Here is a 23,906-nt window from a genome sequence, read left to right as displayed (position 1 = left end):
ACGTCTGATGAGTACCAAGAAACCTACCACCGGCAAAAGTGAACTGGCTGGAACCGATACCCCGGATCGAGCCAACACCAATACCAAACTCGACAGCTTGGAGAAATTTCGCTCCGACGCCACCGGCCAGGCCCTGCGCACCAACCAGGGCGTGAAAATCGCCGACAACCAGAACACCCTCAAGGTGGGCGCCCGCGGCCCATCGCTTCTGGAAGACTTCATCATGCGTGAAAAGATCACGCACTTTGACCATGAGCGTATCCCGGAGCGCATCGTCCACGCCCGCGGCACCGGCGCGCATGGTTTCTTTCAGGCGTACGAGAACCATTCGACGCTGACCAAGGCCGGCTTCCTACAGGATCCGGGGAAAAAGACGCCAGCGTTTGTGCGTTTTTCCACGGTGCAGGGGCCGCGTGGTTCCGGTGATACCGTGCGTGACGTGCGTGGCTTCGCGGTGAAGTTCTTCACCGATGAAGGCAACTTCGACCTGGTCGGCAACAACATGCCGGTGTTTTTCATTCAGGACGCGATCAAGTTCCCCGACTTCGTCCATGCGGTGAAACCCGAGCCGCACAATGAAATCCCTACCGGTGGCTCGGCGCACGATACGTTCTGGGATTTCGTGTCCTTGGTACCGGAATCGGCGCACATGGTCATCTGGGCGATGTCCGACCGCGCGATTCCGAAAAGCCTGCGCAGCATGCAGGGCTTTGGCGTGCATACGTTCAGGCTGGTGAATGCCGAGGGCAAATCGCGCTTCGTCAAATTCCACTGGCGCCCTACCGCCGGCACTTGCTCGCTGGTCTGGGACGAGGCGCAGAAGCTTGCCGGTAAAGACACTGACTACCACCGTCGCGATCTATGGGAAGCGATCGAGATGGGCGACTACCCGGAATGGGAGCTCGGCGTACAGATCATCGAGGAGGAAAACGAGCACGACTTCGATTTCGACATCCTCGACCCGACCAAGCTGATTCCCGAAGAGATCGTGCCGATCACGCCGCTGGGCAAGATGACGTTGAACCGCAACCCGGACAACTTCTTTGCCGAGACCGAGCAGGTCGCGTTCTGCCCGGGCCACATCGTGCCAGGCATCGACTTCTCCAACGACCCGTTGCTGCAAGGTCGGCTGTTTTCCTACACCGACACGCAAATCAGCCGACTCGGTGGGCCGAATTTTCACGAGCTGCCGATCAACCGGCCGGTCGCACCGTTCCACAACGGCCAGCGCGATGCGCAGCACCGCACGGTGATCGACAAGGGTCGTGCGTCCTACGAGCCGAACTCGATTGACGGTGGCTGGCCGAAAGAAACGCCGCCGGCCGCACAAGACGGCGGCTTTGAAACGTATCCGGAACGCATCGACGCCGCCAAGATCCGCCAGCGCAGCGAGTCGTTCAGCGATCACTTCTCGCAAGCGCGGTTGTTCTTCAACAGCATGAGTGCCCATGAGAAAGAGCACATCATCGCCGCCTACAGCTTCGAATTAGGCAAGGTGGAGCGCGAGTTCATCCGTGCGCGGGAAGTGAACGAGATTCTCGCCAACATCGATCTGGAACTGGCCAAGCGTGTAGCGGCCAATCTGGGCCTGCCCGCACCGAGCAAAGGCACGGTCGAGGTGCGCAAAACCTCCTTCGACAACTCGCCTTCGTTGAGCCAGGCCAACCTGCTGCCGGAAAACATCAAGACGCGAAAAGTGGCGATTCTTGCTGCTAACGGCGTCGATGGTGCGGCGATTGATGCGATGAAGAAGGCATTGGCGGCTGAAGGTGCGCATGCGAAGTTGCTCGGCCCAACATCGGCACCGGTGAAAACCGCCGACGGCAAATCATTGCCGGTGGATGCCTCAATGGAAGGCATGCCGTCAGTGATCTTTGATGCGGTGTTCGTGCCGGGTGGTGCGGCGTCGGTCAAGGCGTTGAGCGGCGACGGTGTGGCTCTGCATTACGTGCTGGAGGCATACAAGCATCTGAAGGCGATTGCACTTCAGGGCGAAGCCAAGCAGTTGTTGGACGTTTTGAAGCTGGAGGCGGATGCCGGGTTGCTGGAGGGCAAGGATGTTGGTGCGCTGACCAAGCCATTCTTTGCGGCGATCGGGCAGCATCGGGTTTGGGCTCGGGAGCCTAAGGCCAAGGCCATTCCTGCGTAAAAAGCAAAAAATCGCAGCCTTCGGCAGCTCCTACAGGGTGTATCTCAAGCCCATGCAGGAGTTGCCGCAGGCTGCGATCTTTTTTACGGTTTACGCGGACTCAAGACCATCTGCGCTGGCACGGTGCGCACGACCTGCTTCTCAATCTTCAGATCGAAATCCGGGTTCAGCTTCTTCACCCGCTTGCTCAGCAGAGTCGCCAGCCAAGGGTAATCATTGGTGCGCGGCGCCTGAATGGTCACTGCACATTCGTAATTCACCACATCAGCGGCGATCGCATCCAGTTGACGACGAAGTTTGCGACTATCGGTGATGTTCAGCGCAACCGTGGTGCTTTCAGCGGTCGGGTCGATGACCTTGGCTTTCGGCTTGGCCTCGGCTGCCAGCAACGCGGCCTCCGCCTTTTCCAGCTCGGCCTTGCGCGCTTCGGTGATTGCGCCATTGACGCCACCGGTCAGCGCCGGGGCTTTCGGCATCAACGCACGAGCACGGCTCAACGCCGTGGCCGCTGCATTCACATCACCCTTCTGCAGCACGATCTGGCTGCGACGCAGATACGCTTCGGCAAGCTGCCGCTGGTATTGCTCAAGGGATTGGTCGTTTGGAGTTTCTTTCTGCAAAGCCGCCAATTGATCTTCGGCGGTGGCCAGTTCGCTGCTGGCCAGGCTTTGCTCCAGCTGTGCGATGGCCGTAGCCCGCGCATCGGGGACTTCGGCCACCGGCGGCGTGCTTTGGCAGGCGCCCAGTAGCACTGAAAATGCGACAAGGAGCAGATAACGGGAGGCGAACGGCTTCATTCCTGCGACTCTCTATTTGCGCAAAAAGCGGCCAAGTCTACACCCCACGACGGGGCAGAACAAAACTCAACAGAAACAGTGCGGCCGCCGTCACAACGATTGACGGCCCGGCCGGGGTGTCCTTGAACCACGACAGCGCCAGCCCGCCACACACGGCGAGCATGCCCAGCAGGCTCGCGCCCAGTGCCATCTGCTCCGGCGAGCGGGCGTGACGCTGTGCCGCAGCCGCCGGGATGATCAACAGTGAAGTAATCAGCAACACACCGACGATTTTCATCGCCACGGCGATCACCACCGCGATCAACAACATCAGCGCCATGCGCAGACCCGCGACCGGCAGGCCTTCGACCCTGGCCAACTCTTCATGCACGGTGATCGCCAGCAATGGCCGCCATAGCGTCACCAGCAACACCAGCACCGCCGCGCTGCCGCCGAGGATCCACGCCAGGTCGGTCGGGCTGATCGCCAGCAGGTCGCCGAACAGATAGGCCATCAGGTCGATCCGTACTTCGTGCATGAAGCTTAGTACCACCAGGCCGAGAGAGAGCGTGCTCGGTGCGAGAATTCCCAAAAGCGTGTCAGACGCCAGCGGTTGACGCTGTTGCAGCGTGACCAGCAGCACCGCCAGCAACAGGCAGCCTACCGTCACCGCGACGGTCGGGCTGACATCCAGTAAAAAGCCCAGCGCCACACCGAGCAGCGCGGCGTGGGACAGCGTGTCGCCGAAATAAGCCATGCGGCGCCAGACCACAAACGAACCCAACGGACCTGCAACGATCGCCAACGCCAGACCTGCAAGCAGGGCATACAACAGAAAATCAGCCATGCTTGCAGTTGTCTCCATGAACGTGAGGTTGGCCGATAACCGGCCCTTTGACGACCGAACCGTGCAGGTCGTGAGCATGATCGTGATGGTGGTGATAAACCGCCAGGCTCTGCGCATTCTTGCCGAACAGCTCGACGAATGCCGGATCGCCGCTGACCTGCTCGGGATGCCCGGAGCAGCAGACGTGACGGTTGAGGCAGACCACCTGATCGGTGGTGCTCATCACCAGATGCAAATCGTGGGACACCATCAACACGCCGCAACCATGGCGATCGCGCAGACGGGTGATCAGGCTGTACAGCTCGGCCTGGCCGGCGACGTCGACACCTTGCACCGGCTCATCAAGCACCAGCAGTTCCGGTTCGCGCAGCAGCGCGCGAGCGAGCAGTACGCGCTGCATTTCACCGCCGGAAACGCTTTGCACCGGACTGTCGATAACGTGCTCGGCGCCGACTTCTTTCAACGCGGCCAGCGCACGCGGACGATCGACACCCGGCACCAGGCGCAAGAAGCGCAGCACCGACAGCGGCAGGGTCGGGTCGACGTGAAGCTTTTGCGGCATGTAACCGACGCGCAGTTTCGGCTTGCGCCAGACACTGCCGCTGTCCGGTTTGAGCAACCCGAGCACAGCGCGCACCAGCGTGGTCTTGCCGGCGCCATTGGGACCGATCAGGGTGACGATCTGTCCCGGTTCGACGCTCAGCTCAATGTTGTCCAGTACGGCCTGTCCGGCAAACTTGACGGCGACCTGTTCCAGACGAATCAGCGCGTTGCTCATCAAGCCCCCTGGCAACCGGAGCACAGGCCGACGACTTCGACGGTCTGCGCTTCGACGATGAAGCCGACGTCCCTGGCGCTGTCGATGATCGCGTCGCTGATCACTTTCTGCTCAAGTTCGATGGCGGCGTGGCAATCGCGGCAGATCAGGAACTGGCCTTGATGCGCGTGTTCCGGGTGTACGCAGCCGACGAATGCGTTGAGCGAGGAGATGCGGTGCACCAGGCCGTTTTCCAAGAGGAAATCCAGTGCGCGGTACACGGTGGGCGGCGCAGCGCGGCGACCGTCCTGCTCGCTCAACACGGCGAGAATGTCGTAGGCGCCCAGCGGTTTGTGGCTCTGCCACACCAATTCCAGCACCCGGCGGCGCAACGCGGTCAGGCGCAAGCCTTTCTGGGCGCACAAGGTATCGGCCTCGGACAAAGCGCTGTGCACGCAATGAGAGTGGTCGTGGGGACGGCTGGCAATCGGTGTAATAGGCATGGGCGGCGACGAGTTTTGATAGAGACGTTATTATGTTACCCGTTCTCGCCTCCTTGAGTGGTCATCGTGTCCCGACTTTTTTCTGTTTTTGTGGCTTTTGTCGCCAGTTTTCTGCTGATCGTTTCGGCTCAGGCCGAGGTCAAAGTCCTCACCAGCATCAAACCGTTGCAGCTGATTGCAGCGGCCGTACAGGACGGCGTAGCGATTCCCGAAGTGCTGCTGCCGCCGGGTGCCTCGCCGCACAATTACGCGCTGCGGCCATCCGACGTACGGAAGGTGCAATCGGTCGATCTGCTCTACTGGATCGGCCCGGACATGGAAGGTTTCCTGCCGCGCGTGCTGAATGGTCGCACGCTGCCGAGCGTCGCCGTGCAGGATTTGCCGGGGATGAAGTTGCGGCGCTTTGCTGAAGACAGTCATTCCCACGCCGAAGATGCCGACGAGCATGATCACGATCACCGCCCGGGCACGCTGGATGCGCATTTGTGGCTGTCGCCGGTGAACGCGCGGGTCATTGCCGACAAGATGGCGGCTGACTTGAGCGCTGCCGACCCGGCGAATGCCGCGCGTTATCAGAGCAATGCCAAGGCGTTCGATGAGCGTCTGGATGCGCTGGATCAGCGGTTGAAGAAGCGTCTGGCCAGTGTTGAAGGCAAACCGTACTTCGTCTTTCACGAGGCGTTTGATTACTTCGAAGAGGCTTATGGCCTGAAGCACACCGGCGTTTTCAGTGTGGCCGCCGAAGTGCAGCCGGGCGCGCAGCACGTCGCGGCGATGCGCAAGCGGTTGCAGGAAGTGGGCAAGACCTGTGTGTTCAGTGAGCCGCCGTTGCGGCCGCGCCTGGCCGAGACACTGGTGGCAGGCCTGCCGGTGAAACTGGCTGAGCTGGATGCGTTGGGCGGGTACACCCCGGCAACGGCTCAAGGTTATGAGCAAGTATTGGAAAAATTGGGCAATGATTTGGCGGGATGCCTGGAATCTCTGTAGCCCCATAGAAAAAGATCGCAGCCTTCGGCAGCTCCTACAGGGGTGTACATCAATCCAATGTAGGAGCTGCCGAAGGCTGCGATCTTTTGATCTTAGAGCGCGAACGGTAGATGAATACCGACGCTCTGCCGCTGCGCCAACCGCAGCTCAAATTCCTGCGGATCGTGAATCAACACGTCCTGCCCGGCAAACTGCTCCGCCGCGATCAACCGCGACAACCAGAACCGCACACAGGCCACACGCAGCATCGTCGGCCACAACTCGGCCTCGGCTGCCGTGAACGGGCGCAATGCTGCATAGGCGCCAAGGAATGCGCGGGCACGCGGCCCATCGATCAAACCGTCCTCGTCCGAGCACCAGTCGTTCAAGGCTATCGCCACGTCGTACAGCATCGGCCCCGAACAGGCGTTGTAGAAGTCGATCAGCCCGGTCAGGTGCGTGCCTTCGAACATCGCGTTGTCGCGAAACAGATCGGCATGAATGTTCGCCCGAGGCAGCGCAAGAATCTTCTCTTTGCGCTCGGTGATTTCATCCAGGGCCTTTTGCAGCAAGGCGCGCGGCTCGTCACTCAGGTGCGAGAGAAACGCCGTGCCCTCTTCCAGCATCCAGTCGAGACCACGATCGGTCTTGCGCTTGATCATGCGCTCGCCCTGAGTCGCCAAGTGCAAGTGCGCCTGCAACTCGCCGACCTGCGCGCAATGCTGGGCATTGGCGAGCTTGATGTGCTTGCCGGACAGGCGCGGTTGCAACAGCGCCGGCTTGCCTTTCAGCTCACGCAGCGCCTCGCCGTCGGTGGTGCGCAGTGCGTAAGGCACTGGCAAATCGGCCTCATGCAGCACATCGAGCAAGTCGATGAAGAACGGCATCTCCTGCACCGGGCCGCGCTCGACCAGGGTGAGGACGAATTCACCCTGCTCCAGGCTGATAAAGAAATTGGTGTTTTCGCTGCCGGCGGCGATCCCCTGGAAATCAAGCAGACGGCCAAGCCCGTAAGGGGCGAGAAAGGTTTCCAGCTCGGGCCGAGCCAGGGGAGTGAACACAGACATGGTTAAAAACTGCTCAGTTCAGGCGTCGCTATCAGGCGACGCCGATTAAAAGTCGGGAAACTTACTTCCAGGTAAAGATTTCCCACGACGGAATCAGCATATCCGGCTGGTCGGAGCGAATGTAGTTCGCATCCGAACCATCGGCGCGCACCAGGAAATAGGGCTTGCCGCCCTTCGGTGTGACCTTGATCGCATACACGAAGCCACTGCGGCTGTATTCCTGGATGACCTTGTCGCCTTCCGTGTGCGTGTTGATGGTAACTTCCGGCTCCGAGGCCGGCGCATCATCCGCCGCCATCGCGGCCAATGGTGAGGCAGCAATCAGACCGACCAGCAGCAAGCGATTTAACGTACGCATGATAACCTTGTCCCTTTGTCGTCAACGGTCCCGCTATTCTAGCGCCGGACCCGCCGAAAAGGTTGATCCTGCTCATGAGCCAAGCCCCCCTCGTCCTGGTGGACGGTTCGTCTTACCTGTACCGCGCGTTTCACGCGCTGCCACCACTGACCACCTCCAAAGGCCTGCCGACCGGTGCGGTCAAAGGCGTGCTGAACATGCTCAAGAGTCTGCGCAAGCAGTACCCGGACAGTCCGTTCGCCGTGGTGTTCGACGCCAAGGGCGGGACATTTCGCGATGAGATGTACGCCGAATACAAAGCCAACCGCCCGAGCATGCCCGACGACATGCGCGTGCAGATCGAGCCGCTGCACCAGAGCGTGATCGCCCTCGGTTTCCCGCTGCTCTGCGTGGAAGGCGTCGAGGCCGACGACGTGATCGGCACCCTCGCCCGCAGCAGCGCGGCGGCGGATCGTCCGGTGGTCATCTCCACCGGCGACAAGGACATGGCGCAACTGGTCGACGGCCACATTACCTTGGTCAACACCATGTCCGGTAGTTCGATGGACGTGGAAGGCGTGAAGGAGAAATTCGGCGTCGCACCGGAGCAGATCATCGATTATCTGGCGCTGATGGGCGATTCGTCCGACAACATTCCAGGCGTTCCGGGCATTGGCCCGAAGACCGCTTCCGGCCTGTTGGTCGGGGTCAACGGCGGCCTCACCAAGCTGTACGCCAACCTCGACATCGTCCCGACCTTGCCGATTCGCGGCGCGAAAACCCTGCCGGCCAAGCTTGAAGAGCACAAGGAGATGGCGTTCCTCTCCTATCAACTGGCGACCATCAAGGTCGACGTGCCACTGGACATAGAACTCGATGATTTGCAGATGGGCGCAGAAGACCCGGCCAAGCTCTACGAGTTGTACTCCCTGCTGGAATTCAAAAGCTGGATCAACGATCTGGATCGCGACGCCAAGCGGCTGGAACTGAGCGCGGCCAGCGAGCCTGCACCGGCCGGCGATCTGTTCAGCGCGCCAGCGGAAGAAGCGCCTGCCGCTCCCGCTGAAGCTGCGTACGAAACCATCCTCGATCAGGCGCGCTTCGACGTCTGGCTGGAAAAACTCAACAACGCCAAGCTGTTCGCCTTTGACACCGAAACCACCGGCATCGACGCGCAGCAGGCGCAACTGGTCGGCCTGTCGTTCGCGGTGCAGGCCAACGAAGCCGCGTACATCCCGCTGACCCACTCCTACATCGGCGTGCCGGAGCAGCTGGATCGCGACACCGTGCTGCGCGCGCTCAAGCCGATCCTCGAAGACCCGAGCAAGCTCAAGGTCGGCCAGCACGCCAAGTTCGACATGAATATCCTGGCCAACTGCGCCATCGGCGGCGATCAGAGCCAAGGCATCAACGTGCGCGGCATTGCCTTCGACACGATGCTTGAGTCCTACGTGCTCAACTCCACCGCCACCCGCCACGACATGGACAGCCTCGCGCAGAAGTATCTGGATCACACCACCGTGAGCTTCCAGGACATAGCCGGCAAAGGCGCCAAACAGCTGACCTTCGACCAGATCGCCCTGGAACAGGCCGGGCCGTACGCTGCCGAAGACGCCGACATCACCCTGCGTCTGCACCAGACCTTGTTCGAAAAACTCAGCGCCATCCCGAGTCTGGCCAGCGTGCTGACCGACATCGAGATTCCGCTGGTGCCCGTGTTGGCGCGCATCGAACGCCAAGGCGCGTTTGTCGACGCTGAGTTGCTCGGCATCCAGAGCATCGAACTGGGCAACAAAATGGTGGCGCTGGAGCGCGAAGCGTTCGAGATCGCCGGGGAAGAATTCAACCTTGGCTCGCCGAAGCAACTGGGTGTGATTCTCTACGAGAAACTCGGTCTTCCGGTGCTGAAGAAGACTGCCAAGGGTCAGCCGTCCACCGCCGAAGAAGTGTTGGCGAAACTTGCTGAAGACGATCACCGCTTGCCGAAGGTGCTGATGGAGCACCGCTCGATGAGCAAGCTGAAAAGCACTTACACCGATCGCCTGCCAGAGCAGATCAACCCGCGTACCGGCCGTATCCACACCTCGTATCATCAGGCTGTGGCGTCGACCGGGCGTTTGTCCTCCAGCGACCCGAACCTGCAGAACATCCCGGTACGCACCGCTGAAGGCCGCCGTATCCGCCAGGCATTCGTCGCGCCAAAAGGCTACAAACTGCTGGCGGCGGACTATTCGCAGATCGAACTGCGGATCATGGCGCACCTGTCCAAGGACGAAGGTCTGATGAACGCCTTCCGCAACAATCTGGACGTGCACACCGCCACCGCTGCCGAAGTGTTCAAGGTCGAACTCAATGAAGTGACCTCCGACCAGCGCCGTGGCGCCAAGGCGATCAACTTCGGTCTGATCTACGGCATGGGCGCGCAGAAGCTCGGCAAGGATATCGGCGTCGACACCAAGACTGCCAAGGCTTACATCGATACTTACTTCGCCCGTTATCCGGGGGTGCGCGAGTACATGGATCGCACCCGCGCGCAGGCGGCGGATCAGGGTTATGTCGAGACGTTCTTCGGTCGTCGTCTGTATCTGCCTGAAATCAACTCGAACAAGCCGCAGGAGCGCGCGGCCGCCGAACGCACGGCGATCAACGCGCCGATGCAGGGCACGGCTGCCGACATCATCAAGAAAGCCATGGTCGCGGTAGATAACTGGCTGGCGACGTCCGGCCTGGACGCCAAAGTCATCCTGCAGGTACACGATGAATTGGTGCTGGAGGTTCGCGAGGATCTGGTCGAGCAGGTCAGCGCCGAGATTCGCCTGCACATGAGCGAAGCGGCGAAACTGGACGTGCCGCTGCTGGTCGAAGTGGGTGTCGGCAACAATTGGGATGAGGCTCACTGAGCCATTTGAAAGCGGTCAGCCGCGACCTGTTGTCGCGGCAAGCCCGTAAAACCGGCTTATTTCGAAAAGCGCTTGGGATTATTCCAAAGCTTTTTGAAAAAAATCTGAACTAATCTGGAAGGACACTACTCAGAGATACTGAATGGCTGGTGAAGCCCTTCGATGCTCCTATGTTGTGTTAAGTGTTGGCAGATATCTGAACCCCGCCCTAGCGGTTCGGAACTTAAACCCCGGAATTTCTCCCTCCCCAATGAAATCCGGGGCTTTTTTTGCCCAAAAATCGGCTGTGGCACGCTCAGGCTGCGTTGAAAGCCAGCCTGAACGCACCCCAGCCAATTTTCTAATCCCTGTTTACTCAGCCGCCTCGGCGCCTTTGTCTGCCAGTTCCATCCAGCCGGCCAATACAGTGTAGGCCTCTTCCAGGCCCATGCGTTTTGGCGCGGAGAAGAGCTGGATGGTGACCAGATCACCCCAACCTTTGCGGATTTCCGACTGCACTTTGAGCAGGGTGTTCTTCGCTGCGCCGTAGGTCAGTTTGTCGGCCTTGGTCAGCAGGATGTGCATCGGCATGCCGGCGGCAACCGCCCAGTCGAGCATCAGCAGGTCGAAGTCGGTCATTGGATGACGGATGTCCATCATCAGAATCAGCCCCTTCAAACTCTCGCGGCCACCGAGGTAAGCCTCAAGGTGACGCTGCCAGTGCATCTTCAGCGGGATCGGTACTTTTGCGTAACCGTAGCCCGGCAGGTCGACCAGACGGCGATCTTCGTCTAGCTTGAAGAAGTTCAACAGCTGTGTGCGCCCCGGAGTTTTCGAGGTGCGCGCCAGGCTGGCGTGAGTCAGGGTATTCAGTGCGCTGGATTTACCGGCGTTGGAACGCCCGGCGAACGCCACTTCGAAGCCTTCGTCGTCAGGGCATTGATCGACTTTGGCGGCACTGAGCATGAATGTGGACTGTTGGCACAGGCCGAGGATGGGATTCTTGAGTTGCATGGGATTTCCGATGTGGGCGGCGCCGGGATTGGGCGCGGAACGCGGTGTCGCTTCCGTTTCAGTGACGCCAGTATATAATGCCGCAGATTTTGTGTGTGCTTTGTCCCAGCGAAGGATGAAGTTCACGAGAGCGACAGACCTTGATTGCGCATTAGAACGCAGAACGCTCTCAACCCTGAAAAGGTCGTTTTATGACGAAATGGCTGCTGGCTGCCGGAGTCTTGATGCCGCTTTACAGCGCACAGGCTACACAGGATCCGGAAGCTGTGTACAACCGTGTTTGTGGTGCCTGTCATTCCGGCCAACTACCCATGGCGCCCAAAAGAGGCGATCAGGAAGCTTGGACGCCGAGGTTGGCGAAAGGTATGGGGACGCTGGTGCAACACGTGACCCAGGGTTTCAAGGCGATGCCGCCGCGTGGTTTGTGCATGGACTGCAGTGCCGAGGATTACCAAGCCATCATCCTGTGGATGAGCGAGTAAACCCGGTCCATAACTTAACCCTTAGCCGTAGTTGGATTAGCTGATGAACAAATTGATCGTGAGTCTGCTGTTGACCGTGGGAATTTCAGGCTTCGCCCATGCTGCCGGTGATGCCGCAGCGGGCCAGGCAAAAGCCGCTGTATGTGGAGCCTGCCATGGCCCGGACGGGAACAGCATGGCGCCAAACTTTCCGAAACTGGCCGGTCAAGGTGAACGCTACCTGACCAAGCAGTTGCACGATATCAAGTCAGGCAAGCGCACTGTACTGGAGATGACCGGATTGCTGACCAACCTGAGCGATCAGGACCTGGCCGACATCGCCGCCTACTTCGCCAGCCAGAAAGGCAGCGTTGGCGCCGCCGATCCTAAGCTCGTCGCGCGCGGTGAAGCCCTGTTCCGTGGCGGCAACCTGGCCAAGGGCCTGCCTGCCTGCACCGGTTGCCACTCGCCGAATGGCGCCGGCAACGCCGCTGCCGGCTTCCCGCACCTGGGTGGCCAACACGCTCAATACATCACCAAACAACTGACCGATTTCCGCAAGGAAGAAGGCGGCCGCACCAACGACGGCGACACCATGACCATGCAGACCATCGCCAAACGCCTGAGCGACGAAGACATCGCGGCAGTCGCAAGCTACATTCAAGGTCTGCACTAAGCGCTACGGATCAAGCCCTGCAGGGGATGGACATCTCCTGCAATGTTAACGCTCGATTAATCCGTCGCAGCAAGTATAAAAAGGGTGGCTTTGGCCGCCCTTTTTTGTGGCCGCTGCCGTTACACTACAGAACTCATGCCCGCCAGGATCTGTCTGAAAACAGGTCGCGCGAGGCGACCCAAATTGTCCAGGAGTAAAGCATGCGTAATCTGATCATCAGCGCCGCCCTCGTCGCTGCCAGCCTGTTCGGCGTGACCGCTCAAGCCGCCGAAGCCCCTGCCGCACCTTATGTCGAATTGGCCAACCCGGTGCCGGTGGCAGAGCCTGGCAAGATCGAAGTGGTCGAGCTGTTCTGGTACGGCTGCCCGCACTGCTACGCCTTCGAGCCGGTGATCAACCCATGGGTTGAAAAACTGCCGTCCGACGTCAACTTCGTGCGCATCCCTGCCATGTTCGGCGGCCCTTGGGACGCTCACGGCCAGATGTTCCTGACCCTGGAAGCCATGGGTGTCGAGCACAAGGTTCACGCGGCGGTATTCAACGCGATCCAGAAAGAACACAAGAAGTTGGTCACCCCGGAAGAAATGGCTGACTTCCTCGCCACCCAAGGCGTCGACAAGGACAAGTTCCTTGCCACCTTCAACTCGTTCGCCATCAAGGGGCAGATCGTCAAAGCTCGCGAACTGGCCAAGAAGTATGAAATCACTGGCGTACCTACCATGATCGTCAACGGTAAATACCGCTTCGACATCGGCTCCGCCGGTGGTGCCGAAGAAGCCTTGAAACTGGCTGATCAACTGGTCGCCAAAGAGCGAGCGGCAACCAAGGCTGCTGCCAACTAAGCGCGGCGACCGCCATGCGCCGCTGGAAGTCTGAACGCATCGTTGGCCTGCATGATCCGCAGGTCAACGAGCATCACCTGGAGTCCACGGGCCTGCCCGCAGACCAGCGTCTGCGCTTGCTCAGTTTCAACATCCAGGTCGGCATCAGTACCGAGCGCTATCGGCATTACCTGACCCGCAGCTGGCAGCACTTGCTGCCGCACAACGGACGCTCAGGCAATCTGCAAAAGATCGGTGACCTGCTGCGCGACTTCGATCTGGTCGCCCTGCAGGAAGCCGATGGCGGCAGCCTGCGTTCGGGCTACGTCAATCAGGTCGAACATCTGGCCCATCTCGGCGCCTTTCCCTACTGGTATCAACAACTCAATCGCAACCTCGGTCGACTGGCCCAGCACAGCAATGGCGTGCTCAGTCGCCTGCGCCCGTGGGCGATTGAAGATCACCCGTTGCCCGGCCCTAAAGGTCGCGGTGCGATTCTGCTGCGTTTCGGCGAAGGCCCGGACGCGCTGGTGGTGGTGATGATGCACCTGGCCCTCGGCGCGCGCACGCGCAGCCTGCAACTGGGCTACATTCGTGAGCTGATCGGCGGTTACAAACACCAGGTGTTGATGGGCGACATGAACACCCACGCCAGCGATCTGCTACAACACTCCCCGTTACGCGATCTCGGCCTGCTGGCGCCACAAGTGGAAGCGACTTTCCCCAGCTGGCGTCCACAGCGTTGCCTTGATCATATTTTGCTCAGCCCGACCCTGACCCTGGAAAAGGTCGAAGTGCTGGCACAACCGATTTCCGATCACCTGCCGGTCGCGGTAGAGATTCGTCTGCCGGGTTCGCTCACGGCCGATGCATTGCCCGCGTTGAGTCCTGCCCCCTCGCGGAACCCCTGAATGAGCGACGACGCCCAGCGCTGGAAAGAGAAGTACCTCAAAAGCATCGAACAGCAGGACAAACTCGAACGCCGCTGGGCCGCCAGGCTCGACTTGCTGCGTCGCGGCCTGGTGCGCAGCACGCTGGCGGCTGAAGGCACCGATAAAGTCGTTGATCAGTGCATGAAAGAGATGCGCGACGTGGTGCGCACCGACGACATGGACGCCGGCCTCGCCGCCCTCCTGCCGCGCCTGGAAAAAGCCGTGCTCGATTCCGAGCAACGCCGCGAAACCCGCATCGATCAGGTCAGCACCGCGCTGACCTCGCTGGTTACCCAGTTGCAGGCGTTGCCGCTGCCGCGTGAAGTCGCCCAGCCCTTGAAGAAGTTCGCCAAACAACTGGATAGCCGCGTTGGTTCGGCGCGGGAAATGCCATTGCTGCTGAGTGAGCTCAGCGGTTTGCAGGGTAAGGCATTAAGTCAGTTGGACACTCCGGCAGAGCCGGGGCGCCCGGGTCTGTTGCAGCGTTTGTTCGGAAGCCGCGACAGCGAAGAAGCCCCAGCGACAGAATCACCCGCGCCGCTTCAAGCCGCGCCACCGCTGCAACCGCTTGCCGCACCGTCACCCGCAGCAGAAACCGCACAGCCCGCCCCTGTCGCGACGATTGAACCCGTGATGGCAGCGGCTGCCAGCGAAGCAGTTGCGCCTGTCGAAACAACAATGCCAGACGCCCGGACTCAACTGGAATCGGCAGCAGTGGTTGCCTTCGTGCCACCCACGGTCGGCAGCGAAGGCAGCAGTGACCCGATTGAGCTTCAAGCAGAGCGCTTCGAACCCGAGCCTGTTTTCGCCCCGGCTCCCGCTCAGACTCCAACCACGCTTACCGCCATCAATCCTGATGAACTGATTCACCCCGGTGATACATCGCCACTGATCCTCGATAGCCTGCCGCTGCCCGAACCCATCGCGCAGGCGCTGGCCGCCATCGATCCGGATCAATCCGAGCACGACATCCTGTTCGCCCTGCCAGATTCCCCGGAGCCGTCCTACAGTTCGGTGGCCAAGCACATCGAAGACACCCTCATCGGTCTCCTCGACGACCTGACCCTGCCTGAACGCCACCGCCCGCAAGCCGAAGCTATGCGCGAGCGGCTCAAACACGGGTTGAACTGGTACGAACTGATCCCGATCCTCGACGATCTTGCAACATTGATGCTGGCGATCACCGACAGCGGCCAGCACGAATTCGAAGCTTATCTGCAGCAACTCAACGAACGCCTCGAAGCGTTCCAGAGCAATCTGCAAGCTGCCAGCGACGGCCACGCCGACAACAGTTCGGCGGCGCGGGCCATGGACACGCAGATCCGCGAGCAAGTCGACGGCTTGCAGACCAGCATGCAGGAAGCCGCCGACCTGGACGACCTCAAGCAAGTGCTGGAAAACCATCTCGAAGGCCTGCTCGGCACCATGGATCAGCACCAGAAGCAGCGCGACGCCCGCGAGCAGGAAGTGGCGGCGCGGCTCAAAGGTCTGTCCGAACGCGTGGCGCATATGGAGCAGGAAGCCCAGGGATTCCGCGAGCACCTCGAAGAACAGCGCCAGAAAGCCTTGATCGACCCACTCACCGGCCTGCCCAACCGCGCCGCGTGGAGCGAGCGCCTCGAGCATGAAATCAAGCAGTGGCAGCAGCACGGCAACACGCTGAGCCTGGCCATGCTCGACCTTGATCACTTCAAACGGATCAATGACAACTACGGCCATCTGGCTGGCGACAAGGTGCTGAAAATCATTGCCACGGTGCTGCGCAAACGCCTGCGCGGATCTGACTTCATTGCCCGTTTCGGCGGTGAGGAGTTCGTCTTGCTGCTGCCGGCCACCCCGCCTGCGGTCGGCGCCAAGCTCCTGGAAACGCTGCGCGCAGCGATCGAAGCCTGCCCTTTCCACTTCAAGGGTGAGCGGGTGACGATCACCATTTCCATGGGCCTGGCGACATTTCGTGCCGGAGAACACAGTGATCTGGTGTTGAAAAGAGCCGATCAGGCGCTTTACCGCGCAAAAAATGCAGGACGCAACCGGGTCGAGCTGGGCTGAGCAAATTGTTCCATTTTGTTTAAATCCGCCCGCTGACCGTCGAGACGCAAGGCAGTACGTTACACTGTTGCATTACTGTCTTGCGTGTACTGCCTTCTGCCATGAAATTCTTTGCCTTCCTCGCGTCGCTGCTCGTTCTGGCCGGTTGCTCCAGCAGCCCGCATTACGACATCAGCCATCCTTCGGCCAATTACGACAGTCGCATCCAGTTTGTGATCGTCCATTACACGTCGGCCTCACTGGAGCGCTCGCTGCAATTACTGACCCACGGCGAGGTCAGCAGCCATTACCTGATCGGCGATGACAAGGGCGGTACCGTCTACAAACTCATGGATGAAAACCAACGCGCCTGGCACGCCGGCGAAAGCCAATGGCAGGGGCGCACCTGGCTCAACTCCAGCTCGATCGGCATCGAAATCGTCAATCCGGGCTTCAAGGACACGCCGACCGGGCGTCTGTGGTATCCGTACAGCGAGGCGCAGATCCAATCGTTGATCGCCCTGCTCAAAGACATCAGCAAACGCAACGGCATCAGCCCGCGCCACATCATCGGTCACAGCGACATCGCACCGCTGCGCAAACTTGATCCGGGGCCACTGTTCCCGTGGAAACGTCTCGCTGCCGAAGGCTTGGGCGTCTGGCCGAACGAACAGGCAGTGGCGCGCCAGCAAATGCTGCTCAACAGCAGCGAACTGCCGAGCATCAGCTGGTTTCAGGCGCAACTGGCGCACTTGGGTTATGACACACCGCAGACCGGCGAGCTGGACGTCGCCACGCGCCACGTCCTTGCGGCGTTCCAGATGCACTTCCGCCCTTCGCGCTTCGATGGCACGCCAGATGCGCAAACAGCCGCGCTATTGCTGGTACTCAATCAGACAAAATAATGACGCCCGCCCGACGGTCAGGGCGAAATTGCAATCAGCAGCTATAACTCATTGGTAATTCTTCGGATATTCCATGATGGTTGCTACCCGAGAGACGCTGCGTAGCTGGTTTTATCGCCCCTGGTTTTTGGCGATGATCGCGGCTGTCCTCAGTGCCAGCCTGCTGATCGCCGGCGGTATGTTCGTGGCAATGCGCCAGGTCGAGCAAAGCGAAAGCCAGGAAATGAACGCGCAAGGCGAGCGTTTCCTCGCCCGCCTCGAACAATTGTTCGGCCAGTTGCGCGAAAGCCTCGACGATCTCGAAGCCCAGCCGTTGCGCAGTTGTGACGATGAAATGATCGCCACCCTGCAGCAAGTCACCTTCAATTATCGCTTCGTCTATGAAGCGGCTTATATGGACGCCTCGCGGATCTGCTCGAACCGTCCGCGCCAGGAAGGTCTGTCGGTGGTCCGCGCACCCGATATCAAAGGCCCGACCTACAGCTATTGGCTGAACACCACCACCGAACCCGATGAAAACCGCGCAGCGCTGATGCTCGGTCGGGGAAATTTCCGTGTGGCCACTTCGCGTGGACATTTGACCGACATGGTTGATCTGTCGCCCGGCAGCAGCCTGTTGGTGGTACTCGACCATGGCTCCCGCGCGATTCCGGTACTCGGCACGGCCCAGGACTGGCCGCCCACGGAGCACTGGCCACCGAAAAGCCGAGATGCCCTGCAAGTCACGCAAACGCGGCTGATCTACCGCATGCCCACCGACAACCCGGAATATCAATTGGTACTGATCACGCCACGCACCGGCATGCACATCCCCGCCGTCTGGTGGTGGATGATCCCGGTCTGTCTGGTGGCCGGTGTCATTGTCGGTTTTCTCACCTTTCTCCTGGTGCGCCAGCGCCAGTCGCTGGATGCAGAACTCCACGGCGCGATCCGTCGAGGCGAATTGCAGGTGCTCTACCAACCGATCTTCGACCTCGACAGCCGCAATTGCGTCGGCGCCGAAGCCTTGCTGCGCTGGCGCCGACCCGATGGCACACTGACCAGCCCCGACCTGTTTATTCCCTTGGCGGAAAACACCGGGCAGATCCGCCAGATGACCGACTTCGTCCTGCAGCGTCTGCTGGAGCAACTGGGCCAGTTGCTGCGCGCCAATCCGCAGCTGTACATCTCGGTCAACCTGGCAGCTTGCGATGTGATGGTGCCGCGCATCGGCCAGGTCATGGCGCGGCTGCTCACCCTGCATCGCGTTGCGGCGCGGCAGATTGCCTTCGAGGTCACCGAACGTGGCTTGATTGATGTGGTGGTGGCGCGGGAGAACCTGCAAGCCTTGCGCAACGTTGGCCATCAGGTGTTGATCGACGACTTCGGCACCGGCTATTGCAGCCTCGCCTACCTGCAAACATTGCCAGTCGATTGCCTGAAAATCGACAAAGCGTTTATCGATGCATTGGGCCATGACGCGGCCAGCAGCGGCGTCGCCCCGCACATCATTCACATGGCCCAGGCACTGGATTTGAAGGTGATTGCCGAAGGCATCGAGCTGGAATCACAAGCGCAATTGCTCAGCAGCGAAGGCGTGAAGTTCGGTCAGGGCTGGTTATTCGCCCATGCGCTGAGCGCGGTGCAGTTCATCGAACTGATTACCCGCGGGCGGCGCCTTGCCGGGCGGCGCATGGATGATGAAGCCTAGACAGCGAGCGCCATATAAAACTGCGTGCCCTGCCCCGGCCGTGAGTAAACGCCCATACGTCCACCATGCAACTGGACGATTTCCTTGCACAGCGCCAAGCCCAGACCGGCGCCGCCCTTCTTGCGCCCTACCTGCACGAACGGTTCGAAGATCCGCCCCTGCTGGCCATAGGCAATGCCTTCGCCATTGTCTTCGACGCTGATAATCACCCGCTCGCCATGCCGACGTGCCTGCAAGCGGATCTGCCCGTCGCGAGCGGTATGTCGCAAGGCGTTGTCGATCAAGTTATCCAGCACGCGATCCAGTTGCGCCTGATCGGCCTGCAAACGTGGCAACGGCCCCTGCACTTCGACATTCAGGGCGACGCCCTTGGCCGCCGCCGAATCGGCAAAGCGCAATTGCGCCTGCTCCAGCAAAGCTTCGATGGAGCACGGGGCCAGCGTGAGTTTCTGCAGGCCATTCTGATAACGCGAGAAGTTGAGCAGGTCATTGATCAACTGCATTAGGCGCTGCATTTCCTCGTTCACGGTGTCGAGCAGATCGGCCTCGCGCGACTCCGCGGGAAACTTTGCCCGTTCGCGGAACAGGCCGAACGCCATGTGCATGCCGGTGACCGGCGTGCGCAGCTCGTGGGAGGCACGCAAGACGAACTCACTGCGTACCCGTTCAAAAGCGCGCTGCTCGGTGACATCGTGCAACACCATTACCGCGCCGAGGATATGGCCCTGGGTGTGGCTGACCGGGGTCAGGCTGTAAGTCAGCAGGCGCGATTCGCCGTCGACTTCGATACTCAGGTCCTCCGGCGCCCGCTCCAGAGTGCCGCCGCGCAGCACCAGTTGCAGCTGTGCATCCAGCTCCGGGCGTTCCAGCGCCGTGCCCAGTCCTTGGCCGAGGCGGTCATCTTCCCAACCGAGTTGGCGCTGAGCGACCGGATTGAGGTGCTCCAGATGTCCTTGCCGGTCGATCATCAGCAAGCCGTCATCGATGCTGTCGAGCACCGCTTGCAAGCGTTGCTGGCCGGCGAGCAATTCATCAACGTTGGTCGCCTGATGCTCGCGAAGGGCCTCAGCCATCAGGCCGAAGCGTTTGGTCAGCAGGTTCATTTCCATCGCCGAGGAAATCGGCAGGGTCACTTCAAAATTGCCTTGACCGATATTGTCCGCGGCTTTCGCCAGCGCTTCGATTGGTGCGCCGAAACGCCGGGCGATGCCGTGAGCCGTGATAAAACCGATGATCAATACAGCCAACCCGACGAAGCCGAGCAGACCGGCGATCAACAAGGCGCGGTCGCGCGCCTCACGCTGTACCGCGTTGATGTTGTCCAACGCATGCTTGTGCTCGGCGATCAGGCCGTTACGCAGCGTATTGAAACGCTCTCTGAAGTCCGCGCTGGTGCTCATCGAGCCGGCGGAGTCACGCGACAAATCCAACGCTTGCAGGAAGTTCAGGTAATCCGCTTTGGCCTGACTGAAACCGTATTGCCGACCATCACCCTCTTGCTCTTGGGCAATGCCCTCATCCAGCAACTGGAAGTAATGTTGTCTGGACGCTTCGAAAGCCACCGGGTCGGGCTTTTCAGCCATCATGATGATCAGTTGATCACCCAGGGTCTGGCGCAGTTTGAGCCCCAGATCGAGGGTGACGAAGTTGCTACGCACCAACGCTTCTTGCGTTCCCGCCATCTGCATGACGCTGACCAGCCCGAGCAGCAGCCCGAGCAAGGCCACGGTGATGAGCGCGGAAATACTCAAGAACAATCGGGTCCGCAACTTCATCGCCAGTTTCATCGCCGGGCGCTCACAGGTTGTACTGCTTGCGCTTGCGATACAGGGTCGATGCGTCGATGCCCAGGGTTTTCGCCGCTTGGTCCAGGGTGCCGGCGGTGGCGAGCACCGCGCCGATGTGCGCTTTCTCCAACTCATCGAGGCTCAGCGCTGCGCCGACTCGTGGTGCGTTGTTGGCCGGTTGTTCGGCCATGCCCAAGTGGCTGATTTCCACGCGTTCCTGCGGGCAGATGATGCTCGCCCGTTCAACCACGTTGCGCAGCTCACGGATGTTGCCGGGCCAGCGGTAGCCGAGCAGCGCCTCGCGAGCCTCGTCGCTGAAACCGCGCGCCGGGCGCGCGTACTCTTTGACGAAGCGGGCGAGGAAGCGGTCCGCCAGGGTCAGAATGTCCTCGGCGCGTTCACGCAACGGCGGCAGGTGCAGAGTAATGACATTGAGACGATAGAGCAGGTCTTCACGGAATCGGCCGTCACGGACCATGTCCTCAAGATTGAGGTTGGTCGCCGCGAGGATGCGTACATCAGCACGCCGGGTGACCGGATCCCCTACCCGCTCGTATTCCTTGTCCTGAATAAAACGCAGCAACTTGGGTTGCAAGGTCAGCGGAAAATCGCCGATCTCGTCAAGAAACAGCGTACCGCCGTCGGCCTGATTGACTCGACCCAAGGTGCTCTCGCTGGCGCCGGTAAACGCACCGCGACTGTGGCCGAACAATTCGCTTTCCATCAGTTCCGCCGTCAGCGACGGGCAGTTGATGGTCACGCAGGATTTCTTCTCGCGCTTGCTCCAGCCGTGAATCGCACGGGCCAGCTCACCTTTACCGGTGCCGGACTCGCCGAGGATAAGAATGTTGGCGTCGGTGCCGGCGACCTGGCGTGCCGTTTCCAGTACCACCTTCATCGCCGGGCTGTGGGAATCGAGACCGTCCTTCGGTTTACGAATCTCGCCTTCGAGGGCTTCGAGGCGCGCTGACAGTTGGCGCACTTCCAGCTGCTTGGCGGTGGCCAGACGCAACTGATCCGGGCTGCACGGCTTGACCAGATAATCGGCGGCGCCCGCCTGAATCGCATCGACGGCGGTATCCACGGCCGAATGCGCGGTGACGATGACCACGCGCATCCACGGCGCCTGAATGCGCATCTGTGCCAGTACGTCGAGACCGTTGTCTTCGCCCAGACGTAAATCAAGGAAGCACAGGTCGAAGACCTGACGTTGCAGCAAGGCGTCGGCCTGAGCCGCGCTGTTGGCTGTGGCAACCGTATAGCCTTCATCTTCGAGGCAATAACGGAAGGTACGCAGGATGGCGGATTCATCATCCACCAGCAGAATGCGGCCTTGTTGCTCAGTGGCAGATTCCATTTTTCCTACGCTCCATAGTGATTGGTCTTGGGTTAGTCCCGGAAAAATCGGGCAAGTTGCATGGTTGATTCTGAACGATGCCAGCCATAGGAGGGTAGCTCTCTCCTGCCTTTACGGCCAATACGTTGATTTTGTTGGTTTTTTAAACAATTACCGATTTGCAGGGCATTCCCTGCGTACTTTTCTGACATCTGCGCCCTGCTCTCAATTCCATAAGAATGAAATCTCCTACGAAAAAATCGTGCAATGCGCACGATCCCAGATGACCCATCGTGCAGGATGCGTCGCAAACATTTTTAGCTACACTCTTAACTACTTGATTTTATTGAATATTTTTCAATTAAAAAACTGGCATGCAGGCTGCAATACCTCATTCATCCCGGGCAGACATTGAACTGCCCCAACCGAATAAGAGTGAGGAACCCAGGATGACTCGCCAACGTGCCGCCCAAGTGCGTATCTCGCCACTGCATATCCAGCAAGGTCTGTTTGGCGTACTTGCGCTGTTGATCACCCTGATCGCTTGCCAGCAATACCTGCGCTGGGAAAACAGCCAGCAGGTCGAGCCGCTGATCTCGGTCCAGCACAACACTCAAACGCACTTTAGCGCCGTCAGCAGCAGCCAGGCCGAAAGCGCATCGATGCGCATGATGGATGTCGATCAGGCGCAGCCGCTGGATCAGCTGCCTCGTGAAGAGCGTTGGGTTTTCTGACTGATTGAATGAATTCGGGCGCGCAGCGCCGGAACACGTAACACCCCTAAATAGAGAAGTAAGGAGAATCACCATGTTGAGCTGGGCAATTACATTCTTGATCATTGCCATCATCGCTGCAGTACTGGGCTTCGGTGGTATCGCGGGCACCGCCACGGGTATCGCCAAGATTCTCTTTGTCGTGTTCCTGGTGATGTTCATCGCTTCCTTCTTCTTTGGCCGTCGCGGCCGAGGTTAACGATGACTGTTTTGAAGACACTGGCAGCCGCCCTGCTTCTGGGCGGTAGTGCCATGGCGATGGCGGCCAATGACGGCCAGACGCGGGTCAACGAGCTACTTAGCTCGGACCCGCAATACCGGGAAACCTGGCAAGGCGTTGTGAAGCATGAAGAGCGCCTGCCGGAATGGGTGATGAATCTGTCAGGGACTTCCGAACAGCAGATGAATGCTGTGGAAGAAGATGGCGACAAATATATTGTCGGACCGCTCTGCGAAAATGCAGACAAGTGCCTCAATCATCGCTTGATCGTTGCTTTCAGCTTCGACAAGGACGATGCCTACGGCATGTTGGTTGATGTGCCCGAAGGCCTGCCTTCCGACAAGTCGCCAACGCGACATGCCACTTACAGGTTCTTCGGCAAGCCTGATCAGGGCATGCAGAATCTGCTGATGGAAACCCTGAAGAAAGATCCGAAGTGGTACTGATTTGAACATGAAGGCAGCAGCCCTGCTGCCTTCCATTGCGCCCACCTGAGGAAGGCAGGCGCATGACCAAGGGGCCGGGACGTTCTGACTGTTGCAGGGTCGGAGTGACCTACGGGTACAGGGAGTGCCTGCGCGAGGGCCGGGTCAGGGTAAAAGCTGCGTCGCAGGTTCGCCGACCCACAGCGGTTCGACGAGCTTGCGCTGAGCTTTCAAACACGCAATACATTGATCCAGAGCGGCCAGCTCATCCTTTTTATCGCTGACACTGCGCGCAAAAACATTACGCGGTGTTTCCTGGCGACCGTATATCGACAAAGAGACCGCTTAAACAGTAGGACTTCTAGTCTTCCTGCGTAGGCTTTTTCCTAATTATTTCGTCGATTTTTCTCGTTCAAAAAATAACCAACCTCGGCTGTGATGGCCGGTTCACGGCACTTATGCCGGCCGAAATGTCACAATCGAACCGGTTGGGACGCCAGTTTCATTTAAAAAAGCTCATGCCGATTCGGCATAGGGTAGGCGTTTACGGCATTAGA

The 23,906-nt window shown here is 59.8% G+C and carries 22 protein-coding genes; 13 read left to right on the top strand and 9 right to left on the bottom strand.

The genetic code is table 11. The features are described from left to right. Positions 1-7: 7 nt before the first annotated feature. A complete protein-coding gene (gene katE, locus P3G59_RS00385; protein ID WP_277760015.1) occupies positions 8-2,149 on the top strand; it encodes a catalase HPII in 2,142 nt (713 codons plus the stop codon). 83 nt (positions 2,150-2,232) lie between these two features. On the opposite strand, the gene P3G59_RS00380 is transcribed toward katE, so the two are convergent. From P3G59_RS00380 to P3G59_RS00365, 4 genes are read right to left on the bottom strand one after another with little or no spacing between them, the layout of a single operon-like run. Continuing rightward, on the bottom strand, positions 2,233-2,946 hold the full coding sequence (locus tag P3G59_RS00380) for a PA5502 family lipoprotein (RefSeq protein ID WP_277760014.1): 714 nt from the start codon (positions 2,944-2,946) through the stop codon (positions 2,233-2,235). Between the two features lie 37 nt (positions 2,947-2,983). Next, positions 2,984-3,772, bottom strand: a complete 789-nt coding sequence (znuB, locus tag P3G59_RS00375; protein WP_150595857.1) for a zinc ABC transporter permease subunit ZnuB — start codon at positions 3,770-3,772, stop codon at positions 2,984-2,986. Then, the gene (gene znuC, locus P3G59_RS00370) at positions 3,765-4,550 is read right to left on the bottom strand and encodes a zinc ABC transporter ATP-binding protein ZnuC (protein ID WP_277760013.1); all 786 of its coding nucleotides are present in this window, start codon (positions 4,548-4,550) and stop codon (positions 3,765-3,767) included. Before znuC ends, znuB begins: the two co-directional genes overlap by 8 nt. After that, positions 4,550-5,032 carry a Fur family transcriptional regulator gene (locus P3G59_RS00365; protein ID WP_277760012.1) on the bottom strand — a complete coding sequence of 161 codons (483 nt, stop codon included), beginning with the start codon at positions 5,030-5,032 and terminating at the stop codon, positions 4,550-4,552. Before P3G59_RS00365 ends, znuC begins: the two co-directional genes overlap by 1 nt. A 66-nt stretch (positions 5,033-5,098) precedes the next feature. Here P3G59_RS00365 and znuA point away from each other — a divergent pair, with 66 nt between their 5' ends. Continuing rightward, positions 5,099-6,019: a zinc ABC transporter substrate-binding protein ZnuA gene (gene znuA / locus P3G59_RS00360; protein WP_277760011.1), complete on the top strand. Its 921-nt coding sequence runs from the start codon at positions 5,099-5,101 to the stop codon at positions 6,017-6,019. Positions 6,020-6,111: 92 nt separating this feature from the next. Here znuA and P3G59_RS00355 read toward each other — a convergent pair whose 3' ends face one another. Beyond that, positions 6,112-7,065, bottom strand: a complete 954-nt coding sequence (locus P3G59_RS00355) for a homoserine kinase (protein WP_277760010.1) — start codon at positions 7,063-7,065, stop codon at positions 6,112-6,114. Positions 7,066-7,126: 61 nt separating this feature from the next. Beyond that, a complete protein-coding gene (locus tag P3G59_RS00350) occupies positions 7,127-7,423 on the bottom strand; it encodes a DUF2782 domain-containing protein (RefSeq protein ID WP_122593142.1) in 297 nt (98 codons plus the stop codon). 74 nt (positions 7,424-7,497) lie between these two features. Between P3G59_RS00350 and polA the strand changes: the two genes are divergently transcribed. Further along, positions 7,498-10,302, top strand: a complete 2,805-nt coding sequence (gene polA / locus P3G59_RS00345) for a DNA polymerase I (RefSeq protein WP_277760009.1) — start codon at positions 7,498-7,500, stop codon at positions 10,300-10,302. A 351-nt stretch (positions 10,303-10,653) separates the two neighbouring features. On the opposite strand, the gene yihA is transcribed toward polA, so the two are convergent. After that, on the bottom strand, positions 10,654-11,295 hold the full coding sequence (yihA, locus tag P3G59_RS00340) for a ribosome biogenesis GTP-binding protein YihA/YsxC (protein ID WP_007911767.1): 642 nt from the start codon (positions 11,293-11,295) through the stop codon (positions 10,654-10,656). Between the two features lie 191 nt (positions 11,296-11,486). On the opposite strand from yihA, the gene P3G59_RS00335 reads away from it, so the two are divergent. The 7 genes from P3G59_RS00335 to P3G59_RS00305 all read left to right on the top strand — a co-directional run bounded on the left by P3G59_RS00335 (position 11,487) and on the right by P3G59_RS00305 (position 18,808). Next, the gene (locus P3G59_RS00335) at positions 11,487-11,777 is read left to right on the top strand and encodes a c-type cytochrome (protein WP_038365005.1); all 291 of its coding nucleotides are present in this window, start codon (positions 11,487-11,489) and stop codon (positions 11,775-11,777) included. A 43-nt stretch (positions 11,778-11,820) separates the two neighbouring features. After that, entirely contained in the window at positions 11,821-12,432 is a 612-nt protein-coding gene (locus P3G59_RS00330) for a c-type cytochrome (RefSeq protein ID WP_277760008.1), read from the top strand. 200 nt (positions 12,433-12,632) lie between these two features. Continuing rightward, on the top strand, positions 12,633-13,274 hold the full coding sequence (locus tag P3G59_RS00325) for a thiol:disulfide interchange protein DsbA/DsbL (RefSeq protein ID WP_277760006.1): 642 nt from the start codon (positions 12,633-12,635) through the stop codon (positions 13,272-13,274). A gap of 14 nt (positions 13,275-13,288) precedes the next feature. Next, positions 13,289-14,164 carry an endonuclease/exonuclease/phosphatase family protein gene (locus P3G59_RS00320; RefSeq protein ID WP_277760005.1) on the top strand — a complete coding sequence of 292 codons (876 nt, stop codon included), beginning with the start codon at positions 13,289-13,291 and terminating at the stop codon, positions 14,162-14,164. Continuing rightward, a complete protein-coding gene (locus P3G59_RS00315) occupies positions 14,165-16,234 on the top strand; it encodes a diguanylate cyclase (RefSeq protein WP_277760004.1) in 2,070 nt (689 codons plus the stop codon). A gap of 101 nt (positions 16,235-16,335) precedes the next feature. Next, on the top strand, positions 16,336-17,118 hold the full coding sequence (locus P3G59_RS00310; RefSeq protein ID WP_277760003.1) for an N-acetylmuramoyl-L-alanine amidase: 783 nt from the start codon (positions 16,336-16,338) through the stop codon (positions 17,116-17,118). Between the two features lie 76 nt (positions 17,119-17,194). Next, complete coding sequence (locus P3G59_RS00305) at positions 17,195-18,808, top strand: EAL domain-containing protein (RefSeq protein WP_277762220.1); 1,614 nt, start codon at positions 17,195-17,197, stop codon at positions 18,806-18,808. Here the strand turns inward: P3G59_RS00305 and P3G59_RS00300 are convergent. Both P3G59_RS00300 and algB read right to left on the bottom strand, forming a co-directional pair. Then, positions 18,805-20,595 (bottom strand): KinB sensor domain-containing domain, encoded by a 1,791-nt coding sequence (locus P3G59_RS00300; RefSeq protein WP_277760002.1) that lies wholly within the window; start codon positions 20,593-20,595, stop codon positions 18,805-18,807. The genes P3G59_RS00305 and P3G59_RS00300 overlap by 4 nt on opposite strands. A gap of 10 nt (positions 20,596-20,605) precedes the next feature. Next, positions 20,606-21,952, bottom strand: a complete 1,347-nt coding sequence (algB, locus tag P3G59_RS00295; RefSeq protein ID WP_053125387.1) for a sigma-54-dependent response regulator transcription factor AlgB — start codon at positions 21,950-21,952, stop codon at positions 20,606-20,608. 428 nt (positions 21,953-22,380) lie between these two features. Between algB and P3G59_RS00290 the strand changes: the two genes are divergently transcribed. The 3 genes from P3G59_RS00290 to P3G59_RS00280 all read left to right on the top strand — a co-directional run bounded on the left by P3G59_RS00290 (position 22,381) and on the right by P3G59_RS00280 (position 23,370). Then, positions 22,381-22,665 carry a hypothetical protein gene (locus P3G59_RS00290; RefSeq protein ID WP_277760001.1) on the top strand — a complete coding sequence of 95 codons (285 nt, stop codon included), beginning with the start codon at positions 22,381-22,383 and terminating at the stop codon, positions 22,663-22,665. 73 nt (positions 22,666-22,738) lie between these two features. After that, positions 22,739-22,903 (top strand): DUF1328 domain-containing protein, encoded by a 165-nt coding sequence (locus P3G59_RS00285; RefSeq protein WP_003177151.1) that lies wholly within the window; start codon positions 22,739-22,741, stop codon positions 22,901-22,903. 2 nt (positions 22,904-22,905) lie between these two features. Further along, positions 22,906-23,370: an inhibitor of vertebrate lysozyme family protein gene (locus P3G59_RS00280; RefSeq protein WP_277760000.1), complete on the top strand. Its 465-nt coding sequence runs from the start codon at positions 22,906-22,908 to the stop codon at positions 23,368-23,370. Positions 23,371-23,906: the final 536 nt, after the last annotated feature.

Source organism: Pseudomonas sp. A34-9 (genome assembly GCF_029543085.1).
Lineage (GTDB): Bacteria > Pseudomonadota > Gammaproteobacteria > Pseudomonadales > Pseudomonadaceae > Aquipseudomonas.
This window is presented reverse-complemented; position numbering and strand designations above follow the sequence as displayed.

Coding starts and splice junctions, on each gene's coding strand:
- P3G59_RS00280 (WP_277760000.1), top strand. CDS start 22,906: ATGACTGTTTTGAAGACACTGGCAGCCGCCCTGCTTCTGGGCGGTAGT.
- P3G59_RS00320 (WP_277760005.1), top strand. CDS start 13,289: ATGCGCCGCTGGAAGTCTGAACGCATCGTTGGCCTGCATGATCCGCAG.
- P3G59_RS00380 (WP_277760014.1), bottom strand. CDS start 2,946: ATGAAGCCGTTCGCCTCCCGTTATCTGCTCCTTGTCGCATTTTCAGTG.
- znuC (WP_277760013.1), bottom strand. CDS start 4,550: ATGAGCAACGCGCTGATTCGTCTGGAACAGGTCGCCGTCAAGTTTGCC.
- P3G59_RS00335 (WP_038365005.1), top strand. CDS start 11,487: ATGACGAAATGGCTGCTGGCTGCCGGAGTCTTGATGCCGCTTTACAGC.
- algB (WP_053125387.1), bottom strand. CDS start 21,952: ATGGAATCTGCCACTGAGCAACAAGGCCGCATTCTGCTGGTGGATGAT.
- P3G59_RS00290 (WP_277760001.1), top strand. CDS start 22,381: ATGACTCGCCAACGTGCCGCCCAAGTGCGTATCTCGCCACTGCATATC.
- P3G59_RS00365 (WP_277760012.1), bottom strand. CDS start 5,032: ATGCCTATTACACCGATTGCCAGCCGTCCCCACGACCACTCTCATTGC.
- P3G59_RS00350 (WP_122593142.1), bottom strand. CDS start 7,423: ATGCGTACGTTAAATCGCTTGCTGCTGGTCGGTCTGATTGCTGCCTCA.
- katE (WP_277760015.1), top strand. CDS start 8: ATGAGTACCAAGAAACCTACCACCGGCAAAAGTGAACTGGCTGGAACC.
- P3G59_RS00300 (WP_277760002.1), bottom strand. CDS start 20,595: ATGAAACTGGCGATGAAGTTGCGGACCCGATTGTTCTTGAGTATTTCC.
- yihA (WP_007911767.1), bottom strand. CDS start 11,295: ATGCAACTCAAGAATCCCATCCTCGGCCTGTGCCAACAGTCCACATTC.
- P3G59_RS00330 (WP_277760008.1), top strand. CDS start 11,821: ATGAACAAATTGATCGTGAGTCTGCTGTTGACCGTGGGAATTTCAGGC.
- P3G59_RS00315 (WP_277760004.1), top strand. CDS start 14,165: ATGAGCGACGACGCCCAGCGCTGGAAAGAGAAGTACCTCAAAAGCATC.
- P3G59_RS00285 (WP_003177151.1), top strand. CDS start 22,739: ATGTTGAGCTGGGCAATTACATTCTTGATCATTGCCATCATCGCTGCA.
- znuB (WP_150595857.1), bottom strand. CDS start 3,772: ATGGCTGATTTTCTGTTGTATGCCCTGCTTGCAGGTCTGGCGTTGGCG.
- P3G59_RS00355 (WP_277760010.1), bottom strand. CDS start 7,065: ATGTCTGTGTTCACTCCCCTGGCTCGGCCCGAGCTGGAAACCTTTCTC.
- P3G59_RS00310 (WP_277760003.1), top strand. CDS start 16,336: ATGAAATTCTTTGCCTTCCTCGCGTCGCTGCTCGTTCTGGCCGGTTGC.
- P3G59_RS00305 (WP_277762220.1), top strand. CDS start 17,195: ATGGTTGCTACCCGAGAGACGCTGCGTAGCTGGTTTTATCGCCCCTGG.
- polA (WP_277760009.1), top strand. CDS start 7,498: ATGAGCCAAGCCCCCCTCGTCCTGGTGGACGGTTCGTCTTACCTGTAC.
- P3G59_RS00325 (WP_277760006.1), top strand. CDS start 12,633: ATGCGTAATCTGATCATCAGCGCCGCCCTCGTCGCTGCCAGCCTGTTC.